Origin of the sequence: Ruegeria sp. HKCCD4884 (assembly GCF_013110855.1) — a bacterium.
In the GTDB taxonomy this organism is placed as follows: domain Bacteria; phylum Pseudomonadota; class Alphaproteobacteria; order Rhodobacterales; family Rhodobacteraceae; genus Ruegeria.
Genome location: NZ_WVRJ01000021.1, coordinates 1 through 21,946, shown reverse-complemented (window position 1 = coordinate 21,946; position 21,946 = coordinate 1). Strand labels below are relative to the sequence as shown.

The following is a 21,946-nucleotide window of genomic DNA, read 5'->3' as shown; positions in this document are numbered from 1 at the left end:
CCACCAGCAGTTTGAACCCGTGCATCGTGCTCACTTCTTCTGCAGCAACTCCTGCCGGTCGGCGTCTCACCAATACTGGCGGTATGTCCGAAAGGACGGACGGCGTAACCACAGTGGCGATTTTCACAACCGAAAACGCAAGAGGCCTCCCTCCGAGTTCAGCAAAGAACTGGCCTTTGGAGGTAGTCGGAATGGATGACGTGCAGGCACGGTTGAAACGTGTATTACCGAGGGCCGCTGCCACAATGGCGCGGTCGATAGCAGGAGGGAACCGGCGCGGCAGACACCTGTTAGTGAAAGCCTACGGTGAGGCCGAAACTGCGCGCATGATCGCCGAGGCCAAGGCTCAATTGGCAAAGGAGGAAGCTGATGCCAAGAAAGACTGATTACCTGTCCAAACACAACGAGCTTCGCAGGCACAACGGCCAGTTACCTTTGGTTCCAATGAAGGGATCGATGAAGCGGGGCGCTAAGCTTACCAAAAGAAAAGCCGCTCAAGGCACCTCAGGCCTGAAGAAGTTGAGAAATACCAGTGCTGCTCTGGCGAATGGCGGTTATCCTCTGAGCCGATCACAGAAGTACGGTAAGTGAACATACCTAAGCTCTTAGGGTTTTAAAGGATACTATAGGGGAGTGGTCACCGATGGCCGACCGGACCTCCCAGTTCAGGCTCAATAGGCAATGCATGCTCCTGTGGCTCTACGCCATGCTTCTCTAACCATTCGAGTACCTCCCCCCACTGCGTCTGGGTCGACGGCTTACTGCGGAATTCCTGCAGTTTTAGCCTGCATCGGAGATCAACTCCATTTTCTCATACCCTTCTACTGAGCCTCCCCAACTGAACTGGTCCACCACTATGTTTAGGAAACGGAGGACCACGAATGGCAAACAAGCGACCGAAGCCCGAAGAGATTGTCTCGAAGTTACGGCAGGTTGAGATATTTTTGTAAGCTTCACCGCTCGACTGAGGCTGCTTGACTTTGTGCTGTGTTCTGGCAGCATTCGTCTGCTCTCAATCAAAATAAAGGCAATTCATATGGACTTGACTGTACTCATGAAAGACCTGCAGCAACGACGCGACGAGTTGAAACTGCAATTGCACCTTGCGTCGAAAGAAGCCGAGGATGAATGGACAGAGCTTCAGGCCGAATGGGACAAGTTTCTTACAAAAGCCGAGTTCGAAAAGTCCGCTGAGGAAGTTGGAGAAGCAGCACGCGATCTCGGCCTCAAGATGAAGGCCGCGTATGACAAAATGAAAAAGGCAACCTGATCAACCAGGCTATTGGGTGATTCAGTGCGACCTCATACCCGGCTGCCAGCCCGCCAGAAGTTTCATAACTTTGGGCTCAACAATAGTGCGATGGGTCTTGCAGAAGGATCCGCGGCCGAACTAAAGGAGACCGAGCGATGAACCTGGTCGCAATTCTCATGAAAGATGTTGAAGCGGCGCGCTCCGCGCGTGGCAAAATTGCGGGATTAACCAGTAAGGCGCTTGTTCAGTTAGAAGACGCGGTTGTCGTCTACACTGAAGATGGCGAAATCAAACTTGATCAGACCGTCAACATGACGAAATTCGGGGCTCTGGGCGGTCTTTGGGTCGGTGTGGTTATCGGTGGCGCTATTGGTCTGATGAGCGGGAATCCAGCGCTATTGGCCGCAAGCGGTGTGTTTGGGTCACTCACAGGTGCCGTTGGAGGATCGGTCGCTGATCGTGGCATTCCGGATGATTTTATGAAGAAAACGGCACGATCATTGGAAGATGGTCGTGCCATACTTTTCCTATTGGGTGGAACCGAGAACCCAGAAATGGTTCTTGAAAAGCTGTCTGCTTTTGAGGGTGAGGTGCTGATATCGGATTTCTCTGACGATGTCGTGCAACAGATCAACGATGCACTTAAGTCATTATGATCCGCAGGTGTGTTCATCAAAACGACGATCGTTTAGCCATCATACAACGACACCACGGCTGCAGGAAAAAGCTCTTGCCAGTACGTTTTCGGCTCAAGTCTCTGGCAGTACTGCCGAATAGGTTACGGAGGGCTCTTCAGCTTCCGTTCCAGCGCCATTTCAATCGCTATAGGCCGGGACGAATGTAGTTGAGGATGGCGTTCATACGTATGACCACCTTCCGAATGACATGAGTAGCCCCAGCGCTTTCCGTGTAGATTGCCGCAATGCCTGCTGCACCCGGTGGAATAGCGTCGAGTAAATCTGGATCATCAGGCGTTATCGTTATGATGAAAGGCTCGCTGACGATCTGGCCGGCCTGATAAACACTTCCGGTCACTTGCGCTTGTCCTTGGGATGCAACATCCAGAATGGTCTCGACCGTCCCTGTAAGAAGCACGCCGGGCCTAGTCTTGAAAGTCATCTCAACCGGCTGTCCTGGCTTGAGGTGGCGCAGATAGATCTGGTGGATTTCGACGATGATGGCCTTCTCAGAAGTATCGACAAAAACACCCGCAGGCGAAAAGGGGAATGGCACGACCCTTTGACCTTCAGTGATGGCCAAGTTGGTCACGAACCCATTGGACGGCGCGCGAACCGTGGTCTGCTCTAGGTTCCATTGGGCTTGGGCCAATGCGGCTTGTGCCTCGGCAAGTTTGGCAACGACCCCGTCGGGTGTGAGGGCATCGAGTTCGACTTGCGCTCGGGACACGGCTGCCTGAGCCTGATCAACGGCACCTTGCGCAGTGTCCAAATTTGATTGGCGCGTCTCTAACCGGTTCTCCGATATTGCACCGCTTTGCACAAGCTGACGGTCATCCTCAAACCTAGCCTGGGCAAGGTTTCTTTGCGCTATTGCTTGTCGCAACTGAGCCTCTGCGGACGCGAGACTTTCCCGATCCTGTCGGATCTGTGCCTCAACGCGCGCAACGGTGGCTTGGGTTTGCTGAACAGCGATCTTGTAGGGCTCAGGATCAATCAGGAACAGAACGTCCCCCTCCTGCAAAGGCTCGTTTGGCTTGGCCACAACCTCAATCACCTCGCCGTTGACATTGGGGACAATGCTAACTGCGCGAGTAAGAACCTTAATTGGCCCCGATGGCGCGCCCCACTGCATCGGGATGAACAAGAAGATCAATAGGACAACCATCCAAACTATAGTCGACAGCCAAGTCGTTTTAGAGTTCGGAAGAACCTTGAGCTTCACGAGAACAAAGAGGACTGCAACATAGGCAAGAGTCAGGAAAACGATCATGCAGAGTCCCCCTTCTCCTTAGAGTTCAGAGTAGGGTCTTCAAGGTCCAGCTGTGTTTTAAACGGAGACCGAGTATAGGCCCAGATCAGTGCCAAAGGCCATAAAACACCTAGCAACAGAGCGCCCACCCATCCAGCGACGTTGATAGCATCCGCCTGCGGATGACCACGCTGCGCCGCGATTTTTCCCGGAAGCATGGCTAAAACCACAAAACCAACGATTGCCGTAAAAATCAGAACGATGAGTACGACCCATGCAAAAATGTCTAAACCGCTCACTCGAATTGCCTTTCTATTTTAGCGATGCCCCTCAAGATTCTTGTGGCCAATCGTCTTCGACGAACGTCACCGAACGGCGCATACTAAAGTTGGGTGCTCTTGAGAACTGATTTCGGCTAGCGCTGCTCCAGGTTAATGAGGAACAAAAACACAGTCTCGCTCAATACAGAAACGAGTATTAGGTGGTAGGCGACCCGCAAACGAGCCGCCTGCGCTCGGTTCGGCCTATTGCACATATTCGTCGAAGTTTTCCACGCGTTGAATATTCGGCAGTTGGTACGTTCCGTCGAAGAACTCTGCGTGAGCTCCGTAGGCCCGGATGTAAGGGAACCAGCCGCGACCAGGCAGCGTACGAACATAGTTGCTTTCCCAGCCATCTGGTGCAGCGTCAGGCCCTAGCATCACAGCAAAGGAACCATCTTCGTTCTTCTTTGGTTTGTGCCCGAGACTGTCTATGGTTACGTCATCGCCGGATTCCAGGCCTCGATTGTCGAGAAGAACACGTGTGTCGGGATCGTAAATCGTCAGAGACCAGAACAAATCGGTCTTCGGTTCCCGGTCAAAGAGCATTACGTAACGCTCTTCGCCCTTGAGCCGCTCTCCATTTGAGTCTTCGAACTTGGCAACATACCCCTGTGCTTTCCCGGGTCGGGGTACAGTCATCGAAGGTGAGGTCAACTGCGCTTCGTAGGTATACCGGGCTCGGGGATCAAAAATGTCAAAGTTCTGAGTGCTTTGATCGTACTTGATACCGTCGCCCCATTCGCCGCCAAGCACGTATCGCCAATCGAACTCGCGGAGGACACCATCCAGCCGCTCGCTAAACACGAACGACTTTGCCATCATCTCGCCCACCTTGGCACCGTCTAATAACGCTGCTGTTTGACGCTCATTCGGCTCAAACGGCTTTCCACGCTCAATACCTAAGGAACGCAGCCAATACATAAACAGGCGGTCGCGTTCGGCGAGGTGCTCGTTGTTGATTGCGGCGTGTACGACCTTCCAGAAGGCCATTCCACGAGGCTGGATCGTCGGAAGGAACTTGTCCTCGCCGGGATGCACTGTGGTAGCGGGCTCATCACCGTAGCGGTACATCTGGATCTGGTTCCAGGTTTTCTGAACCGTATCCACATCTGCACCGGCCACACGCGCCAGAACGACGGCCCTGTCCGTTCCAATCTCATGAACTTGGAAGTCGTCGCCTAGCTTTTTCTGGTCAGGTCGCATGTGTTGCGGCGTGTTTGGACCCACAATGACATGCTTTCCCCCTTTGCCTTCGAAGGGCCCGAAGATTCCAATGTCAGTAGGCGATTCCTGCCACATATCAATGACCATGCCGATAACCACACCCGGTGGAATATCGAGCACAGTAGCGGCTCCGTTGGTGTTGAGCAGGCCCAATGCGTAGTTGGTGGTCTCATTGGCCGTCAGGTATCCACGCCTTTCGTTAAAGGACTCGATGCGTACGAAATCGCCGTATTCAAAGTCAAAATTGTTGAAGTAGTTCTGGGCAAGTCGTTCCTGAGCCACGATTGGCAACGCCCACAGATAGAGTTGCGATGCACGCTGGTGGTCAATCAGTTCGTATATCCGGTCCGCAGTCTCTTCTGTTGGGAAGCTGTGTTCTAGATCAAAGTTCCCAAAATAAGTTTCGACAGATCCGGTGACCGGCATTGAACCGGCGAACTCCTCATCGCTTTGGATATCAGAAAGCCGGATCTCGTCGGCGTTGGTAAGTGTACCTAAAAAGGCAAAGCTCGAAAGTGCAGACGCCAGCAATAAGCATTGTGTTTTCATAATCTTGGCCTTTAATTTGAGGGCAGCTAGACAGCTTGCCTACACATTACGAAAAAACCGCCCGAAGGATGTATCTCCTAAATGCGGTTACGCTATCAATCAGTCGTTGAGGTCGAGGTTGACCACAACCTTTTCAATCTCACCCGGGAAGTCGAAGGGTACATGATAGCTTTCACTTACGGGTTCACCAGCATCCGACCCAATGTCGAAAGTCTCATCGAGCGATATACGGTAGCCCATGGTTCGGTCGACGCGACCTTCAGCAACAAGAGCGTCATCGACAAACAGTTTGCCGGTGCCACCCTTACCGGCACCACCACCATCGTACTCGAACTCATAGCGGATGACGTGCTTGCCCGGCGTCAGAACATCGCCTTGGATGTTGTAACGCTCCAGGTTGGCGACATTGTAGGTGTAGACGGGTTTGCCTTCGAGTACATAGAGGGCCCAGCCACCAAAGCGGCCACCTTGAGTCACCAGCATACCATCCGTTTCGCCTTCACCGATCTCGACATGGGCGGTGATCGAGTGCGACTTGTTCTTGAAATCAGGCGCGGTGCCTTCCGGAATTCGACGCATGTTGTCGTAGTAAGTGAAGGTATCCCGGCCCAAGGTCAGGCTCGGGCGCAAGGCAACATCCAGTCGCGGAACCTTGTCGTTGTCTATAGGAAACACATCGTATTTCCTAGCTTCGCCGTAGAACAGGTATTGTAGTTCCTTCAGCTTTTCAGGGTGCTCGTCTGCAACGTTGTTCGACTGGGAGAAATCCTGTGCGACGTTGTAGAGTTCCCACGGCCAATCGTTGATGACGTCGCTTTTCTTAGTCACACTGATCCAGGGTGCTTCTGGTGGTGTTGTTGTTGCAACCCACCCATCACTATAGATAGCCCGGTTCCCCATCATCTCGAAGTACTGGGTTCGGCGGGTTGAAGGAGCGTTGGCATCATTGAAGGCGTACATCATGCTTGTGCCTTCAATCTGCGACTGTGCCACTCCATTTATCGAATGTGGCGCAGGAACGCCCACTGCCTCCAAAATCGTTGGCATGATGTCGATCACGTGGTGGAACTGATTGCGCACCTCTCCTTTGCCTTCAATCTTCGCCGGCCAAGAGATAATCATTCCGTTTCGGGTGCCACCAAAGTGGCTCGCGATCTGCTTGGTCCACTGGAACGGTGTGTTCATCGCATGGGCCCAAGCCGCCGGGAAATGCCCAAAGGTGTTGGGGCCGCCCAACTCGTCCATGCGGGCATAGGTGTCTTCGAACGGAACCATAATGTTGTTGAAAAAGGTCATCTCGTTCAACAATCCGTCCGGGCTACCCTCGGCGCTCGCACCGTTATCCCCCATTAGGTAGATGACCAGCGTATTGTCCATCTCGCCAGTTTCTTCGACCGCATCCAAGATTCGATTGATCTGATGGTCCATATGCGCGAGAGCCGCCGCGTATACCTCCATCATTCGTGCATAAAGCTCCTTCTGTTGATCGTTCAAGGAGTCCCAAGCGCGGAGCTGCTCTGGTCGTGGAGTTAGCAAGGTACCTGGCGGAATGATTCCTTTCTCGATCATGTTGGCATGGGTCAGCTTACGCATCTCGTCCCAGCCCATGTCGAACTGCCCCTTGAACCTATCGATCCATTCCTTTGGTGCATGATGCGGAGCGTGAGAGGTGCCCGGCGCATAGTAAACAAAGAATGGTTTGTCTGGCGCCAGTGCATGCTGCTCGCGGATGTAGTTTATGGCCCGGTCGGCCATGTCCTCATCAAGGTGGTAGTCAGGCGTGTTGGGCGGCTCAACCGGCTTGGTGCCGTCAAATATCGCCGGGGTGAACTGGCTGGTATCGCCGCCGATGAAGCCGAAAAACTGTTCGAAACCCAGCCCAGTGGGCCATAGATCGAACGGTCCGGCTTGGCTCGATTGCCAGTCGGGCACGTTATGGTTCTTCCCGTACCAAGCCGTATTGTAACCATTGCCCTTCAGGATTTCGGCAATGCTACCGTTTTCTTTCGGCATCAGCGAGTTATACCCTGGAAAACCGGTTCCGATTTCCATGATGACGCCTGTGGCGTTTGAATGGTGATTGCGGCCCGTAATCAAGGCAGAGCGTGTGGGTGAACACAAAGCCGTCGTGTGCATCTGTGTGAACATCAGACCTTCGGCAGCCAACCGGTCATAGGCTTCGGTCGGGACCGGACCACCAAACGCCGTTGGAGCACCAAAACCCACATCATCCGGCATGATCAGGAGAATGTTCGGAGCGCCTTTGGGGGCCGTTACTTGTCGTGGAAAATCCAACGTCGACTCGTTGGTTCGCAACCCTGCGTGCCCACGGAACTCGGTCATCGGGATTGGCAGGACTGACCGGTCCCAATTATCGCTGTTTTCGGCTTGTGCAATTGATGCTGGCAGCCCCAACACCCCCAGCAAGCCAGTCAGAGCAACGGTTGACGAGAATTTCATAGCTGTTCTCCCACACGTAAATTAGACAAACACCCAGGATCGAGGGGCAAAGTCTGCAAGTTGAATACACCGACAGAATCGTCCGCCCCCTGCGGTGAACATGCAGAGAATAACTGTGCCGAAAGTAGAGATGTCGGAAAACACGCGGCGGTCCAACCCTTCTTCGAGTATCGAACCTGCGTTCTTTTTGCTTAAGCCCGCCTTCCGCGGGAAGCGAACACCGAAGGTGAAACCCCCTCTAGGGCAGTGAAGGCTTCCGAGAATGTCTGACGGTGTGAGTACCCTACCTTCGCTGACACCTCTTCAATGGAATAACCCTTTGCGAGTGCTTTCTTGGCGATCCCATGCCGCGATTGCGAACGAAGACCAGAGAAACTGGTCCCTTCCAGTTTCAGCTTCTCTTGCAATGTTCTCGAAGAAATTCCCAACAGACTTGCAGCCTGGCTCAACTTCAACGGCGCATGAGCGTGTTCGATTGAATTCAGAAGTAGCTGTTGTATCAGATGGCCGTAGTCACTCGGCTCTTTAAAACCCACATCAACGCCTTCCATCAACGGCCGAAGAGTTGCATACACGCCGGCATCCGAGCTCTTCATTGGGCTTCTCAGCAGGATATCGTCAAACTCGATAACGCCGGTTCGACACTGATGCACAACCTCCGCGAAAGGAAAAAGGTGCTTGTGCTCGCTTCTGGCGCTAGGGAACCCTATTCGCATGTTTGCCGTCGGCGTCCACACGGCTTGACTGACGACGTTTGTTAGGAGGGCCACTGAATACTGAATTTCAAGATCACCCTGAAAGGACCGCGGTAGATTTAGATCGTATTCTAGCCGGCATCGGCCGAACCTGATCGTTATCGAGAGATTGGCTGTGTTCATCAAATAGTTAAGGCCCTTTCGAACGATCTGGAGACTGTCCCAAAGAGTCTCGCTTGTCAGAACTGCCTTACCGAAGAGCCCGAGATCGCCAACACTTTGGCCAAGACCGGTTCGGAGTAAGAAGTCTCCATCGTATGACGCCTTTTCCAGTTGCTCCAATGTCTCAAGGTACAGATCAAAATCGATAAACTCTTCGCTGATGGTTATCTCAGAAACCAAGTCCAGACACGGCGAAAAGTGGCGGTTTCGCTCCGTCGAAAAGCTGTGAACAGGACCGGCCAAGACGCCCGCCCTGATGCGCATTGGCGAGTGAAAATTATCCGACCCGTTGGTGTTGACGTTAATCGTTTTTTTCATGAATTCCCCGACTAACTTCTAATAGCACGTCCAGGTTTGCGGCAGGTTAGTATCTCTTAAAGGTGCAACTAATATATATAGATATCAATATTTTTTGTTGTACAACAACTTGTTGGCCTGAGTTACATCGAAGAAAAACTGCTTTTACCCGTGGTTTCGGTTCAATCCCTCAACTGATCCATACCAATCACAACCTGGTAACTGCCAACGCCCCAAACCTGTATTTCTGGTAAAGCTGGCGCTCTGTCCGTAGTCAGAGTTTTTCGGAGATTTCAGTAAACGAAAAGCGCTGCGTGCATCGAAAGCCGTTATGCGAAGCGTTCAGAGGGGTCACGCCTTTTTGTCTCCTAGGCTTTGTCCGCCAAGTGGTCTGTCAAGTGGGTTGCAGCGAATGTCTGCTTACTGAAAATCCGGTCGATTTCCGACTTAGACCCATTGGCGCGGAACAGCCCTCACCGATTATTTGCGATACGGACCGACACTTCGATGCAGGGTTTCGCTGGGTCGTTCGCCGAAATGGCGTTTGTACTGCTCCGCAAAACGTCCGAAATGCATAAAACCGTTCTCAAGCGCGACCTTCTTCACCAGTCCGCGCGCTGGGTCGTTCTTACGCAAGAGCCTGTAGGTTTGGTTCAGCCTCATCCGCCGCAGCCATGCGGCCGGCGGAGTTCCGCGCGTCTCGGTAAAGGCATAGTGCAACGCGCGCTCGCTGACATCGAGATAGGCGCAGAGTTCAGCTATACCGATACGGCGTTGTTGTGCTCCGCGCACCAGCTCTTCGGCCTTCCTGACTAAAGCGTCGGGACTAGCAAGGTTTGGCACCGGTAATTCCAGATTACGGGCTTTTATCAGCGACAGCACCAATTCGCGCTCAAGCTGTTCGGTCAGATCACACAATAGGCTGCGTTGGACAGCCACTGACGTAATGGCCCGGACTTGCGAAGTGAGAGTTCTGAAATATCCGCGGGCCAGTTGACGCAATAGCGTGGCATCAGAAGGCCGCAACGAAACCGTGCCATGCGGCATGGCAGAAATCTCGGCTTCTGAGCCTGACAATACCGCATGCAACCTTAGAAATTTCCGCTCTGGAATCCTCACAACCAGCGCTTCCCAGAGGCTGGGTGCATAAAACTCGGCAGCACGGCCAGGGCGCTGCACAATAATGTCGTTGATTGTACTTCTAAGGCCCATCCATTCGCCCGGGTAAGATTGCGAAATGGGAAAACCGAACGCAAAGCTGCGCTCTTGTGTCGTGCCGCGATAGCGGATCGCGTTTCCCCATCGCACTAGACTCACTTGTGTCCCCAAGAAATCGGCGACCTTCATGTAGCCCGAAAAGCCACCCGGCTTCATCAGTTCGTATTCGTGATCCCAGCCAGCGAGGTTCTCACGCAACTCCTCGAAATCACGCGAGCACACGGACAGATAAAGCGGCATATTAATAGCGGACATTGATTTCAGCATAAGAGCACGCGCAAAACGATCAAGAATTTGTTTTGATCGCACACCTGCACCTGCAACTGCAGTTTTCGGATACATTCATAAATTTGATATCGAGGCCTGATCTGTCAGGATGAAAGAATTGTCGCCAAGCAAAAAGGGGAAGGGATAAGTATGAGGTTACTTAAAAGTCTGGCGGTAGCAGGCGCGGCACTGGTTAGCACCTCTGTCCCCATGCACGCACAAGAGAAGCCCAACATACTAGTGATCATGGGCGACGATATCGGGTACTGGAACATCTCGACATACAACATGGGCATGATGGGTTATCGAACACCCAACATTGATCGGATCGCCAACGAAGGAATGGCGTTTACCGACGCCTATGGTGAACAATCCTGCACGGCCGGGCGCGCCGCCTTCATCACTGGTCAGCTCCCAGTGAGGACCGGTCTCACCAAAGTAGGCCTTCCTGGTGCTGAGCTAGGTATGCGTGCAGAGGATCCGACTATCGCTGAGTACGTGAAATCCAAGGGCTACATGACCGGCCAGTTCGGTAAGAACCACTTCGGCGACCGGGACGAACACATACCTACTAACCATGGTTTTGACGAGTTCTTTGGCAACTTATATCACTTGAACGCAGAAGAAGAGCCTGAGAACCCCGATTACCCGCAGGATCCGGCTTTCCGCGAACAGTTTGGACCACGCGGTGTTCTACGCGCCTCGGCAGACGGCGAGATCCAGGATACCGGCCCGCTCACCCGTAAGCGTATGGAAACGGTGGATGAAGAGTTCCTCGCCGGCGCCATCGATTTCATCGAGCGTGCGGTCGAGCAAGACAAGCCGTTCTTCACGTGGTTTAACACTTCGCGCATGCATGTCTGGACACATTTGAAACCGGAAAGTGACGGCGTCACCGGCCTAGGTCTCTATCCCGACGGTATGGTCGAACATGACGGCCATGTAGGTATCCTGCTCGACAAGCTTGACGAGTTGGGTGTCGCAGACAACACCATCGTGATTTACACCACAGACAATGGGGTGGAAAAATTCGGTTGGCCCGACGGCGGCACTGCGCCGTTCCGCGGTGAGAAGAATTCGAACTGGGAAGGTGGTTTTCGCGTACCGTTGATGGTCAGGTGGCCGGGTGTCATCGAGCCCGGGTCGATCTCAAACGACATCATAGCTCACAATGACTGGTTCCCTACTATCGCAGAGGCTCTGGGTGACGCCGACTTGAAGGAGCGGTTGCAGAAAGAGGCGTTCTTTGGCGAGGACAATACCCCAGTCTATTTGGACGGCTACAGTTTCTACAAGCGTTTCAAGGGTGAAGCCGATGGAGGACCGCGTAAAGAGTTCTTCTACTTCTCGGACAGCGGCGATCTGATGAATCTGCGCTACAATGATTGGAAGATTGTCTTTGCCGAGCAGTTGGCACAAGGCCTCAATGTCTGGCGCTATCCTCTGGTAGAACTGCGTTTCCCGAAGATTTTCAACCTCCGCTCGAACCCGTTTGAGTTAGACATGGACGTTGCTCAGGGTCTTGGTCGCTGGACGGTCGAACGGATGTTTGTGATGCAACCAGCTATGGCATTCATCGGTCAGAAGCTTGCGACCTTTGAGGAATTCCCACCACGCCAGACGCCGGAGAGCTGGACGTTGGGAGATGTAATGGAGACCATCAGGGCCATGGCCGGAACGCGATAGGCTCAGTCGGTGTTCCGAGAGCAAAGGGCTGGGGCGGTTCAAACCGCCTTGGTCAACAAGTTTAGTAATACCAACAACGTCGCGTCTCATCGGCCTCGGAATCAATTTAGGAAGTCGCATGCCACTCAATTTGAACCGAAGCTATTTGGTTGCTGTACTAGGATTTTTCTGGTTGCTGTCAGACAACGTAGCTGCCCTAGCACAAAGTGATACAGAAGCTGCCGCTCAGGCGAATAACCCCTTGGCTAACATCACTGCGTTTAATCTGCAGAACTACTACATAGACGAGTTTACCGGGCCGAGCGGCGAAAGCGGAAATCAGTTCGTCTTGCGGTATGCGAAGCCAGTCTCCGTAGGAAACTCGCAATGGCTGATCAGAGCCTCCCTTCCTTACAACAGCTTTCCGTTTGGCGCCAATGGATCAACCGAAAGCGGGCTGGGTGATTTTGATGTTTTTGCAGCGTATCAGATCAACACTGGAGATCCGGCGGTCAGTTTCGCAATTGGCCCACAGTTGGTTGCTCCTACCGCCACAAGTGATCTTCTTGGTTCGGATCAATGGCAGCTGGGCTTGGCAAATGTATACTTCAATGCCAAGTCACCAAAGTTCCAATATGGGTACTTGTTAACTTGGCGCGGCGGCTTCGGCGATACAGACGGCAAACCACGCGTGAGTCTTGGAGCGTTTCAACCGTTTGCGTTCTACCAGCTTGGTCAAGGTTGGTATACTGGGGGAGCGCCAATTTGGACTTACAACTTTCAGAATGACGCGTACTCGGTTCCACTGGGCGTTCGAATTGGCAAAGTCTTTAAACGCAACAAAACTGTTTTCAATCTTTTTGTAGAACCACAGTGGTCCGTCGCCGATCGCGGCGCAGGACTTCCAAAAACGCAAGTGTATTTCGCTGTTAATATGCAGTTTCAAGAATGAGTCGTTTCCAAATAAACAGGAAAAAGGGAGAGCCTGATGGAGAAGTTTATTGCTGTAGTCTTTGATACTGAAGAGGCCGCGTACAAAGGTGCAGATGCGATGCGTGACCTGCATCGCGATGGCGAACTTGCTGTCTATGCGGCCGGTATCATTGCGAAAGATAATGAGGGCAATGTCGAGGTCAAAAAATCAGCTGATGAAGGGCCAATTGGAACTGCTTTCGGCCTTATGCTTGGTGCAATGGTAGGTGTCTTGGCTGGGCCGGCGGCGGTGGCATCTGGAGCCGCAGTCGCGGGTTCAGCGGCAGCTGCTCAGGCTGCGGCCGGCGGCATGGCTTTGGGCTCAATGACGGGCGGTGTTTTTGGTGCATATCGAGATCTTTGGGTTTCTGGCGTTGATGTTGCGATGCTGGATAATGTTGCCGTCGAACTCCTGCCAGGAAAATATTGCATAGTCGCTTCTGTAGACGAAGTCTGGACAGCTCCACTCGATGTGAAAATGAAGGAAAATGGTGGAACCATATTCAGAAAGCTTCGGACTGACGCCGTTGACGAACAAATAGAAGCGGAAATGGTTGCGTTGGACAAAGAGCTGACTTCAATGGAGGACGAGCTGGACGAAGCCGCTGAAGAAATGGCGGCAGATATCCAGGAAAGTATCGACAAGACCAAATCAAAGGTCAAAGAAACGAACGACCGAATTGACGCTCGGCTAGACGAGATCGACGCGGAGTTCGATGCTAGGTTGGATGCAATTGACCAACAAATCGCCTCGGCGACGGAAAAAACGAAAGCTCGGTTCCAAAAGAGAAAAGCAGAGATACAGGAGGAGTACTCTCACAGAAAAGCTCTTTTGAGCAAAGCAGCTAAGCTGGCAGGCGAGGCACTTGGCTAACGGGCCAACGAACCCGCTTAATTCTAAAGCGGGTTCGACACATCCGTTTGCTGGAGTTACAAATCGAATTTATGGAAGCAAACAGTTTTCGAGACCCACTTTCCTCGTACGGTGATGCTCTGTCGCGATGGTGGAGCTCAGTAGATCAACCCGCGGCACTCGCAGCGATGGTGTTTTGCGCGGCGGTTTTGGTTTTTCGTCGGGCGCTAGCTAGGGGCGTAGTTTCAGCGCTCAACGCATTGCTGTCAAACTTATCTTCCGAGATTGGTGAAGCGACGCGTGAACGCCTCGTTTCGGCTACTCAGGTACTTCTTGTAACCCTATCGATTTTCCTTGTCTCTGAAGCTCTGGAACTTCCCGAGTTTACAGGTGGCCTCTTTAGGAGTGGTCTAGCGACCGCTGCCATAGTGGCTGTGTTTGCAACTTGGTATGAACTAGCGGGTAACTTTGTTTCAATCTTAAAAACGGGTGAGTTTCAGGATGTAACACTTGAAGCTGATTGGACCACTAGAGTTACTCGCTTCGCTATTTTTATCTTTGGACTTACTGCCATTTTGAAAGTCTGGAATGTCGATATCAGCGGTGCTCTTACTGGCGTCGGTGTTTTGGGCGCAGGGCTTGCGATCGCTGCACAGGACTTAGTACGGAATTTGATCGCGGGAATGACCAACCAAAGCGAGGCTCGATTTGTCACCGGAGACGCCATAGAAGTTGATGGCAAGTTTCTGGGGACGGTCAAAAAGATCGATCTGCGTTCCACACTCGTGGTTGGCTTCGACCAAGTGCCCCGCCATGTTCCGAATGCTGATCTGTCAAATTCTGTTGTTAAAAATTACTCAAGAATGCAGCACAGGCGTATCCTGATTTCAATTCCACTTGTTCTTTCGTCGTCCCGTGACCAAATTGAAAAAGTTAGACGTGATTTGAGTGAGTTCTTGAAGAACAGTGGGGCCTTCTCACTCGATGATGATGCTCCCAAGTACGTTAATGTATCGGGTATTAGCAACAGTTCCATCGACATTCAGTTCTATGCCTGGACGAAGTCTGGGACTTATTTGGACTATCTGGAAACAAGTGAACAACTTTCCCTAGAAGTTTTAGAGACTGTCGCAAGGGCAGGTACCGCGCTAGCCTATCCCACCCAAACGATACATATGGCAGAGCACGCAGGAAAAAACTAAAGCCAAACGAACAGGTCGCTAACGCGCCATTTTTATTTTGCTGAATACGTTCGTCTCTGCGCTCTTTGGTTCATCTAGTTCTTTCGCTACCTCATCCTCCAAAAATGCACGGGTGCTTATTTCAATCGTTTCATCCGCGTCTGAATTTGTTGGCGTCTGGACGTCGGAGTTGCCAGACCGGTCGGACAGTGGCGCCCAAACTGCGTGAAGTGCCCCAGCCGATTAAGCGATGTTGTATTTTGTATGCATAACGTGTTCAATTTGAGACAAGTTTACCAATAGGACTCAATTGTTTGGACCCAACTCGCGAAGACAAAACAAAAGTGCCGATTTGGTTCCTCACGATGGTCACTATCGCTCTTGTGATTTGCGCCCTGTGGTTCGGGCGCGGGTTTCTCATTCCTCTTGCGGTAACAGGTCTTCTTTATATTCTCACCTCTGCGCTTGTTGATAAGATTCAGCACACCAGTTTGATTGGCTGGTCGCCACCCGGCTGGTTGGCTCAACTTCTGAGCACGGTTTTGATAATCGGAGCGGTCGTTCTTCTGGGTCTTGTTGCCGCTTCATCTGCGGATGATGTTCAAGGCGCGTTGCCAAGATACCGGGAGCGCTTCTCAATTTTGTCGGAACAACTGGAAGGTTTTCTCGGACCCAAGATCGTGATCGCAATCCAACAAGCCATGGAGCAAGCCGATGTAGGGCGTTGGTTTACTGCAGCAATGAGCGGAGTGGGCGGAGCACTTTCAATGCTTGGCCTTATAACGCTTTATTTGATCTTCTTGACTGCTGAACGACTAGCTTGGGCTACTAAGTTGCCACTTTTGGTTTCTGGGGAGGAAGAGGCACATCGCGCCAAGAAAGTGCTTTCGAGAATTTCCAATGGCGTGAAGCAGTATATGTGGGTGAATGCAGTAACGAGTGCCATGAGCGGCGTTGTTGCATTCGCCATTTTTTCGTGGGTTGGCTTAGACTTTGCACCATTACTCGCACTGACCGTGTTTGTAGCCGGCTTCATTCCAAACATTGGGGCGTTCATCGCAATTACGCTGCCCTCTCTCGTTGCTCTGATCCAATTCGATACTATGAGGCCGTTTTTGATCGTGTTGATTGGCTATGGCCTTGCGGATCAGTTCATCGCCAATGTCATACAGCCGAAAATGCAAGGCCGCTCTCTGAACCTCAGCACGTTCATGGTAATGGTCGCTCTAACTTTCTGGGCCACTGTCTGGGGCGGAATCGGAGCGTTTCTCGCAATACCGATGACGGTAATCGTTATGGTGTTTTGTGCAGAAATCCCCGCAACACGGTGGATCGCAGTAGTTCTGTCAGCGGATGGTCAATTGCTGGAAGAGCAGACTGTCGCTTCAAACAAGAGTAAGCAATCGATGTTGTCGCACATAGGCCAATCCAAAAAACGCCGAGAGTTTGAAGAGGAAATTGAGCAACTGCGCGCAGACTTCGACAATGGAGATAAATAGTCTGCGCTTAGCAGGGGCGCGACTATATCGATGAAGTTCTCTGCAACTGTCATAACGGCGGCCAGGTCGTTAGTTTTTTTGAGCCACCATTATTCGCCATTGTAATCGATTGAACGTGGCTGCAGCGATGACTGCGAGTAATGGATCAGCAAACAGTGGTTTAACCATGCATGCAAAGTGTTTGGAGGATATCGCAGTCAAGCGTTTGGCTTTTGGTTCGAATCTCAATCCCAATCCCAAATTAGCAAAACTGTAGCGTTGCGGGAGTATACAGAATTTTAAAGTTAAACTAGTACTTACATCGTAAAATAAGTTCTGGCCCGCAGCGATAGGAGAGATTGAAATGGCTGATATTGCGAAATGGATGGATGATCTCAAGCAAACACGCGACGAGCTTCGTTTGCATCTACATCTTGGTGCGAAAGAAGCAGAGGATGAATGGGAAAGCCTAATGCGTGACTGGGACTCGTTCTTGAGTAAGTCTCAGTTCGAAAAGTCCGAAGAGGAAGTCGGAGAAGCGGCCCGCGAGCTAGGCCTGAAGATGAAGGCTGCTTACGAACGTATGAAGAAAGCAGTTTAGTCTGCGGAAACAAGCGAGGATCACTAAACGCGAAAAGTTTTGAAAACCTCAAACGTATGGTGTGGCCACGTCATTTTAATTGAGGTGTTCCGAGCGAGAAAGTCTCAAACGCGTAGTGCCCTTGCAAAATTGCCATTTCGCCGATTGTTCATTTCTTAACCGCAAGGGATAGGCGATCAGATCACGCGCCGTCGTCTTGCGGTGGCACGCTATCAATCTTGCTTAGTGGTTTTGCTATGCTTGTTGCAATGATTGGCCTATTTTTTTTGGAGGGGGGAACATTGCCTGTTCTTCTGACTGAGCGATAACTACGGGAAAGCGCTGGGCGTCGGAATCCTTGCTGTTTGAGCCTGGATCTTGCTGTAGTTCCGGTGCTTGTCGCGCCTCGAATGAGCGCTGAACGAGAACCGGAACCTGGCATTGAATTTCACGATCTCTCAATGGACGATATCAAGGCGGAATTGTCCGAATGGCTAAGTGAGGCAAAGCATCTGGCAGAAAATGTGCGGCGTATTGAGTCCTATCCGTTTGACGCTGTGGAATAGACTCTGTTTGGCCCGCTTTTTTCAACGCTGGTGAATTCTCTCTACAAGAAGGTGCAAACTACCAATCACAACAAAGGCGAAACTAGTCGGGACAAGGGGGCACCAATTCTGATACGTTTTGGTTGCTGCGACAGCCTTTTCGAAAGTTCGAAGGAACGTTCGAAATCAGCTTCAAACATCGCTTCTAGTTGTGATGCAGCACTATCATCAAAGTAAACCGCCATGGCTTCAAAGTTTAGTCGGAACGACCGGTTATCCATGTTCATGGTTCCGACAGCCGCAAGCGTATCGTCCACCAGCACGACCTTTTGATGCATAAATCCCTCATTATAGCGCATCACTTTGACACCTACGTCGCGGATCTCGTCAAAGTATGCGAAGGCTGCCAGCCAAGGAACAGTGTGATCAATGACCTCTGGGACTAGCAATCGCACATCAAGACCGCGCAGCGCAGCAAGTTTAAGCGCAGTCAGGATGTCGATATCCGGCACAAAGTATGGTGATGCGATCCATACTCGCTTCTTCGCTTCCGCGATGCACGAAATGAAAAATATGGCTCCTGTTTCTAAATCATCACCCGGACCAGTTGCCACCAAAAGTGAGGTCATGTCAGCCGCATCTCGATCGGCGTCCCAATTAAGTTCGTCGATCAGTATCTCGTTTGTTGCCCAGTGCCAGTCTTCGGTAAATATCAGCTGAAGCTGCGAAACCACGGGACCGGTCAACCGAATGTGCGTGTCGCGCCAAGCACCGAAACGCGGATCGAGCCCTTTATACTCGTCTCCGAAATTCAAACCGCCCGTGAATCCCACATGACCATCGACAACTACTGTTTTGCGATGATTGCGGAAATTGAGCTGAAAACGGTACTTCGGCCCTCTCGTTGACTTCGGATCTACGTACTCTACCCCCGCTGACATTAAACGCTGAAAATATGTGGGAGGAAGTTTCTTGCTTCCAACGGCATCGACCATAAAGCGGACCGACACTCCTCGTTCGGCGGCTTTGATCATGTGATCGCAAAGGGCCCGCCCAACACCATCATCATTGACGATATATGATTGCACAAGCACGTACGACTTTGCTTCATCAATCGCATTGAAAATCGCCGAGAACGTCTCGTCGCCGTCAATCAATAGCTCAAAACCATTCCCGTCTACACCAGGTAGTTCCCCGATCTTTTCGAACAGTGTTGTGTCGTTCTTAGGCTTGGACTTGGGCTTATGTTGTTCACGATAGGTCGCCACACCTTCAAGAACCTGTTCGCTTGAGGCACGACTTATTTCATAGCCACGATATTTGTGGTGTCCAAGAAACAGATAAAGCGGCACACCAAGGTAAGGTGCTGTTACAAGAAAGATTGCCCAACCGATCGCGCCTTGAGGAGTACGCGCCGTCTGGATAGCGCGCCACGCGAAAACAATCGCAATGACCTCTAACGCGATGAGTGCAATAATCAAAACCGTGCCGAGCATTTCATCGCCCTTTCCATAGACAGGTGAAAGCCTGACTGAGTTACCCTCGCGCCAAAGCTATGTGAGTTTCCCATTCGTAGCAACTTTTAGGCCCTCCGTCTGGTCTTGTCAGACGAACTTTTGTTGAGCGTTGCGGGGCAGTTAAGCCGCCGTTCGGATTTCGGAAGCTGTCGTTGGGAAAATCCTGGCTGACCGACTGCTCAGAGCACAAAACGGACCTGTCAATCGGTTTAGCAGTCTTGGTCGATCCTACACTTCAAACAAGCCTTCACCAATTTTCTAACTGGATTTGAAACGACAAAAACGTGACAGTGCAGACAGGAGAAGGAATGTCTAAAACGTTGATTTCCTCTGATGTTGATTTCGCCGCTGAAGGAAAGCACAGCGGGTATCTTCGCGTGCCCCACTCGGTCGACAATTCGGCTTACGGGTGGCTTCCAGTGCCAATCACAGTCATCCGAAATGGAGAGGGACCGACATTGGTTTTGTCGGCCGGCGTTCATGGCGACGAGTACGAAGGGCAAGTCGCCGTAGCAGAACTCGCTACAGAATTATCACCGGAACACATTCGCGGTCGTCTTATCCTGTTGCCCATGGTCAATTTGCCAGCAGCCAAGCACGGTCGACGCATATCACCTTTGGATTCCGGTAATCTAAACCGCCTCTATCCCGGCAATCCTGTGGGATCACCCTCCGAAATGATCGCCCATTACCATGAAGAGGTCATTCTTCCGCTTGCCGATTATGCCGTAGATCTTCACTCAGGTGGGTCGTCACTGCATTATCCCGCCACGCTTTTGCGCGGGCCTGGACATACCCCTCAGGAAGAGGCTGGCTTGCAGATACTCACAGAAGCCTTTGATTTGCCCTATGCGTGGGTGTTTACCGGAGGTGGGGGACAAAATAGCACGGCCCGAACTGCGATGGGAGCTGCCAATCGCAAGGGGGTGATCAACGTTATGGCCGAGCTAGGCGGCCGCAACGCAGTGACGCCCGGGATTTTGTCTTATACGCGACGTGGGTTACGCCGCATTTTGAACGTTTTGGGAATGCTGCCAGATTATGTGCCAGACGCCTCAAGAGGGACTCGCCTGCTGAATGCTGTGGGCGTGATCTACTCCTATGATGAAGGCTTGTTCGAGCCGCTGAAAGGTATCGGAGACCCCGTTTCAGAGGGTGAAACCGTGGCACAACTTCACCATCCAGACACACCGGGCCGCGCACCAGATCATGTGCAATCCGCCTTTGGCGGTGTGGTATTGGCGATGCGTGCAATGGCACGGACAAACCGAGGCGATGCACTTTATCAAATAGCACAGGACACAGGCCGAGATGCCTGACTTTGATTTTGATGAGGTTATCGACAGGCGCGAGGTTCCAGCCCTCAAGTTTCATCAAACAGTTCTGGGGTCCGATGGTGCGGATCTTTTTGCCGCTGGTGTCGCCGACATGGATTTCCGTGTCGCTCCCTGTATCACGGCTGCTATCGAAAGGCGTCTGAAACACGGTCTTTTCGGCTACGAAGCCGTACCGGACAGGTTGGTCCCGGCTTTGATTGGCTGGATGGAGCGTCGCCACAAATGGAAAATCGAGCCACATCATATTCTGCACGCTCCAAATGTACTCAACACACTCGCCATGGCGGTCAATTGCTTCACCGCGCCGGGTGACGGAATCATAATACAGCCACCAGTGTTCTTCGATTTTGCAGACATCATCACCGAAAATGAACGTTGCGTGGCAGAAAACACCTTAGTGTTTCAGCAGGGCCGATACAGCATGGATTTCGCTGGGCTGGAGCACCTCGCCTCGCAACCCGTTAATCGTATGCTGTTCTTGTGTAATCCGCACAACCCGGTGGGGCGGGTCTGGACCAGAGAGGAACTTCGGCAGGTCGACGACATCTGCTTTAAACATGATGTGTTCGTTGTGTCCGACGAAATTCACTGCGACATCACCTTTCCGGGCCACGAATTCACGCCATTTGCGAGCATCTCGCAAAGGGCAGGCGCCAACTCCATTACTTGTCTGTCGCCAGCCAAGAGTTTCAATATCGCGTCTTGCTGTTCTTCCTTTTCAGTGGTGCCGGATGACGGTCGTCGCAACACCCTGCAGGCGCATAATAGCCGACTAACAGTCAATAAGAACAATGCCTTCGCATCCGTGGCGATGGAGGCCGCCTATACCTCCGGTGAACCATGGCTGGAGTCGATGCTGGATTATCTGTGGGCCAACGTAGATCTCACCCGAAAATGTCTGAAAGACATACAAGGCGTGGACCTGATCGAACCAGATGGGACTTTCCTTTTATGGCTCGATTTCGAAGGCCTGGGGCTTGCCCCAGAAGAACTTGACACATTCCTGAGAAACCAAGCCGGCTGGTCGATCACACGAGGGGAGTCCTTCGGACACTTAAGCTCGCGTTTCGGCAGGCTGAACATTGCATGTCCGAGATCGAGGCTAAGAACCGCGCTTAATCAACTTAAACGCGCTGTAGCAGCCGCCTAGCCCTTCCATAAAAGCTTCTGCAGCTTATGAAGTGAATGTCCGGTTTGTCCGCGACCCGGTCATAGCCGTGTTTTCTGCAAGTGTCTGCTCTGGGTCAAAGCAGCCGTTGACGCTGTTACCTGTTTATAGGTCCAGAGCCTAAAACGATCCGTTTGCCCTATTTCTGAGGAACCCTATAGGAAGTCCGGTCTTCCCAACCCAATGCATCCAGAGCGTCAGGCAACCCGCCTGA

The 21,946-nt window shown here is 52.0% G+C and carries 19 protein-coding genes; 12 read left to right on the top strand and 7 right to left on the bottom strand.

The window, feature by feature from the left end; translation table 11 throughout:
• The first annotated feature begins 191 nt into the window (after nucleotides 1-191).
• The 4 genes from GS636_RS21490 (at nucleotide 192) to GS636_RS21475 (ending at nucleotide 1,908) form a co-directional block, all read left to right on the top strand.
• The gene (locus tag GS636_RS21490; protein ID WP_171672589.1) at nucleotides 192-386 is read left to right on the top strand and encodes a hypothetical protein; all 195 of its coding nucleotides are present in this window, start codon (nucleotides 192-194) and stop codon (nucleotides 384-386) included.
• Nucleotides 370-591 (top strand): hypothetical protein, encoded by a 222-nt coding sequence (locus GS636_RS21485; RefSeq protein WP_171672587.1) that lies wholly within the window; start codon nucleotides 370-372, stop codon nucleotides 589-591. The genes GS636_RS21490 and GS636_RS21485 overlap by 17 nt, the downstream gene beginning before the upstream one ends.
• A 445-nt stretch (nucleotides 592-1,036) precedes the next feature.
• Complete coding sequence (locus GS636_RS21480; RefSeq protein ID WP_170567908.1) at nucleotides 1,037-1,270, top strand: hypothetical protein; 234 nt, start codon at nucleotides 1,037-1,039, stop codon at nucleotides 1,268-1,270.
• Nucleotides 1,271-1,407: 137 nt separating this feature from the next.
• Nucleotides 1,408-1,908 carry a DUF1269 domain-containing protein gene (locus GS636_RS21475; protein ID WP_171672584.1) on the top strand — a complete coding sequence of 167 codons (501 nt, stop codon included), beginning with the start codon at nucleotides 1,408-1,410 and terminating at the stop codon, nucleotides 1,906-1,908.
• A 166-nt stretch (nucleotides 1,909-2,074) separates the two neighbouring features.
• Here GS636_RS21475 and GS636_RS21470 read toward each other — a convergent pair whose 3' ends face one another.
• From GS636_RS21470 to GS636_RS21445, 6 genes are all read right to left on the bottom strand, one after another.
• Nucleotides 2,075-3,202 carry an HlyD family secretion protein gene (locus tag GS636_RS21470; RefSeq protein WP_171672581.1) on the bottom strand — a complete coding sequence of 376 codons (1,128 nt, stop codon included), beginning with the start codon at nucleotides 3,200-3,202 and terminating at the stop codon, nucleotides 2,075-2,077.
• Nucleotides 3,199-3,480, bottom strand: a complete 282-nt coding sequence (locus GS636_RS21465; RefSeq protein WP_171672579.1) for a DUF3302 domain-containing protein — start codon at nucleotides 3,478-3,480, stop codon at nucleotides 3,199-3,201. Before GS636_RS21465 ends, GS636_RS21470 begins: the two co-directional genes overlap by 4 nt.
• A 225-nt stretch (nucleotides 3,481-3,705) precedes the next feature.
• Nucleotides 3,706-5,277: a DUF1214 domain-containing protein gene (locus tag GS636_RS21460; RefSeq protein WP_171672576.1), complete on the bottom strand. Its 1,572-nt coding sequence runs from the start codon at nucleotides 5,275-5,277 to the stop codon at nucleotides 3,706-3,708.
• A gap of 99 nt (nucleotides 5,278-5,376) precedes the next feature.
• Nucleotides 5,377-7,737 (bottom strand): arylsulfatase, encoded by a 2,361-nt coding sequence (locus GS636_RS21455; RefSeq protein ID WP_171672573.1) that lies wholly within the window; start codon nucleotides 7,735-7,737, stop codon nucleotides 5,377-5,379.
• 191 nt (nucleotides 7,738-7,928) lie between these two features.
• On the bottom strand, nucleotides 7,929-8,972 hold the full coding sequence (locus GS636_RS21450; RefSeq protein WP_171672571.1) for an AraC family transcriptional regulator: 1,044 nt from the start codon (nucleotides 8,970-8,972) through the stop codon (nucleotides 7,929-7,931).
• 459 nt (nucleotides 8,973-9,431) lie between these two features.
• Entirely contained in the window at nucleotides 9,432-10,424 is a 993-nt protein-coding gene (locus tag GS636_RS21445; protein WP_171672568.1) for a helix-turn-helix domain-containing protein, read from the bottom strand.
• 162 nt (nucleotides 10,425-10,586) lie between these two features.
• Here GS636_RS21445 and GS636_RS21440 point away from each other — a divergent pair, with 162 nt between their 5' ends.
• The 6 genes from GS636_RS21440 (at nucleotide 10,587) to GS636_RS21415 (ending at nucleotide 17,186) form a co-directional block, all read left to right on the top strand.
• Complete coding sequence (locus GS636_RS21440; protein WP_171672566.1) at nucleotides 10,587-12,122, top strand: arylsulfatase; 1,536 nt, start codon at nucleotides 10,587-10,589, stop codon at nucleotides 12,120-12,122.
• Between the two features lie 118 nt (nucleotides 12,123-12,240).
• Nucleotides 12,241-13,053 (top strand): hypothetical protein, encoded by an 813-nt coding sequence (locus GS636_RS21435; RefSeq protein WP_216602993.1) that lies wholly within the window; start codon nucleotides 12,241-12,243, stop codon nucleotides 13,051-13,053.
• Between the two features lie 36 nt (nucleotides 13,054-13,089).
• Nucleotides 13,090-13,947, top strand: a complete 858-nt coding sequence (locus GS636_RS21430) for a DUF1269 domain-containing protein (protein ID WP_171672564.1) — start codon at nucleotides 13,090-13,092, stop codon at nucleotides 13,945-13,947.
• A gap of 47 nt (nucleotides 13,948-13,994) precedes the next feature.
• Nucleotides 13,995-15,128: a mechanosensitive ion channel family protein gene (locus GS636_RS21425; protein WP_171672561.1), complete on the top strand. Its 1,134-nt coding sequence runs from the start codon at nucleotides 13,995-13,997 to the stop codon at nucleotides 15,126-15,128.
• Between the two features lie 293 nt (nucleotides 15,129-15,421).
• Nucleotides 15,422-16,606 carry an AI-2E family transporter gene (locus GS636_RS21420; protein WP_171672558.1) on the top strand — a complete coding sequence of 395 codons (1,185 nt, stop codon included), beginning with the start codon at nucleotides 15,422-15,424 and terminating at the stop codon, nucleotides 16,604-16,606.
• Nucleotides 16,607-16,949: 343 nt separating this feature from the next.
• The gene (locus tag GS636_RS21415; protein WP_170494659.1) at nucleotides 16,950-17,186 is read left to right on the top strand and encodes a hypothetical protein; all 237 of its coding nucleotides are present in this window, start codon (nucleotides 16,950-16,952) and stop codon (nucleotides 17,184-17,186) included.
• Between the two features lie 610 nt (nucleotides 17,187-17,796).
• Here GS636_RS21415 and cls read toward each other — a convergent pair.
• Nucleotides 17,797-19,206, bottom strand: a complete 1,410-nt coding sequence (cls, locus tag GS636_RS21410) for a cardiolipin synthase (RefSeq protein WP_171672556.1) — start codon at nucleotides 19,204-19,206, stop codon at nucleotides 17,797-17,799.
• 329 nt (nucleotides 19,207-19,535) lie between these two features.
• On the opposite strand from cls, the gene GS636_RS21405 reads away from it, so the two are divergent.
• Both GS636_RS21405 and GS636_RS21400 read left to right on the top strand, forming a co-directional pair.
• A complete protein-coding gene (locus GS636_RS21405; RefSeq protein WP_171672554.1) occupies nucleotides 19,536-20,546 on the top strand; it encodes a succinylglutamate desuccinylase/aspartoacylase family protein in 1,011 nt (336 codons plus the stop codon).
• Nucleotides 20,539-21,714 carry a MalY/PatB family protein gene (locus tag GS636_RS21400; RefSeq protein ID WP_171672551.1) on the top strand — a complete coding sequence of 392 codons (1,176 nt, stop codon included), beginning with the start codon at nucleotides 20,539-20,541 and terminating at the stop codon, nucleotides 21,712-21,714. Before GS636_RS21405 ends, GS636_RS21400 begins: the two co-directional genes overlap by 8 nt.
• Nucleotides 21,715-21,946 lie beyond the last annotated feature (232 nt).

What these genes read in the sequence shown, in the direction of transcription:
- GS636_RS21490 (WP_171672589.1), top strand. Translation starts at nt 192, where the DNA reads ATGGATGACGTGCAGGCACGGTTGAAACGTGTATTACCGAGGGCCGCT.
- GS636_RS21440 (WP_171672566.1), top strand. Translation starts at nt 10,587, where the DNA reads ATGAGGTTACTTAAAAGTCTGGCGGTAGCAGGCGCGGCACTGGTTAGC.
- GS636_RS21400 (WP_171672551.1), top strand. Translation starts at nt 20,539, where the DNA reads ATGCCTGACTTTGATTTTGATGAGGTTATCGACAGGCGCGAGGTTCCA.
- GS636_RS21480 (WP_170567908.1), top strand. Translation starts at nt 1,037, where the DNA reads ATGGACTTGACTGTACTCATGAAAGACCTGCAGCAACGACGCGACGAG.
- GS636_RS21475 (WP_171672584.1), top strand. Translation starts at nt 1,408, where the DNA reads ATGAACCTGGTCGCAATTCTCATGAAAGATGTTGAAGCGGCGCGCTCC.
- GS636_RS21445 (WP_171672568.1), bottom strand. Translation starts at nt 10,424, where the DNA reads ATGTCCGCTATTAATATGCCGCTTTATCTGTCCGTGTGCTCGCGTGAT.
- GS636_RS21455 (WP_171672573.1), bottom strand. Translation starts at nt 7,737, where the DNA reads ATGAAATTCTCGTCAACCGTTGCTCTGACTGGCTTGCTGGGGGTGTTG.
- GS636_RS21470 (WP_171672581.1), bottom strand. Translation starts at nt 3,202, where the DNA reads ATGATCGTTTTCCTGACTCTTGCCTATGTTGCAGTCCTCTTTGTTCTC.
- GS636_RS21405 (WP_171672554.1), top strand. Translation starts at nt 19,536, where the DNA reads ATGTCTAAAACGTTGATTTCCTCTGATGTTGATTTCGCCGCTGAAGGA.
- GS636_RS21450 (WP_171672571.1), bottom strand. Translation starts at nt 8,972, where the DNA reads ATGAAAAAAACGATTAACGTCAACACCAACGGGTCGGATAATTTTCAC.
- GS636_RS21435 (WP_216602993.1), top strand. Translation starts at nt 12,241, where the DNA reads ATGCCACTCAATTTGAACCGAAGCTATTTGGTTGCTGTACTAGGATTT.
- cls (WP_171672556.1), bottom strand. Translation starts at nt 19,206, where the DNA reads ATGCTCGGCACGGTTTTGATTATTGCACTCATCGCGTTAGAGGTCATT.
- GS636_RS21430 (WP_171672564.1), top strand. Translation starts at nt 13,090, where the DNA reads ATGGAGAAGTTTATTGCTGTAGTCTTTGATACTGAAGAGGCCGCGTAC.
- GS636_RS21415 (WP_170494659.1), top strand. Translation starts at nt 16,950, where the DNA reads ATGGCTGATATTGCGAAATGGATGGATGATCTCAAGCAAACACGCGAC.
- GS636_RS21460 (WP_171672576.1), bottom strand. Translation starts at nt 5,277, where the DNA reads ATGAAAACACAATGCTTATTGCTGGCGTCTGCACTTTCGAGCTTTGCC.
- GS636_RS21485 (WP_171672587.1), top strand. Translation starts at nt 370, where the DNA reads ATGCCAAGAAAGACTGATTACCTGTCCAAACACAACGAGCTTCGCAGG.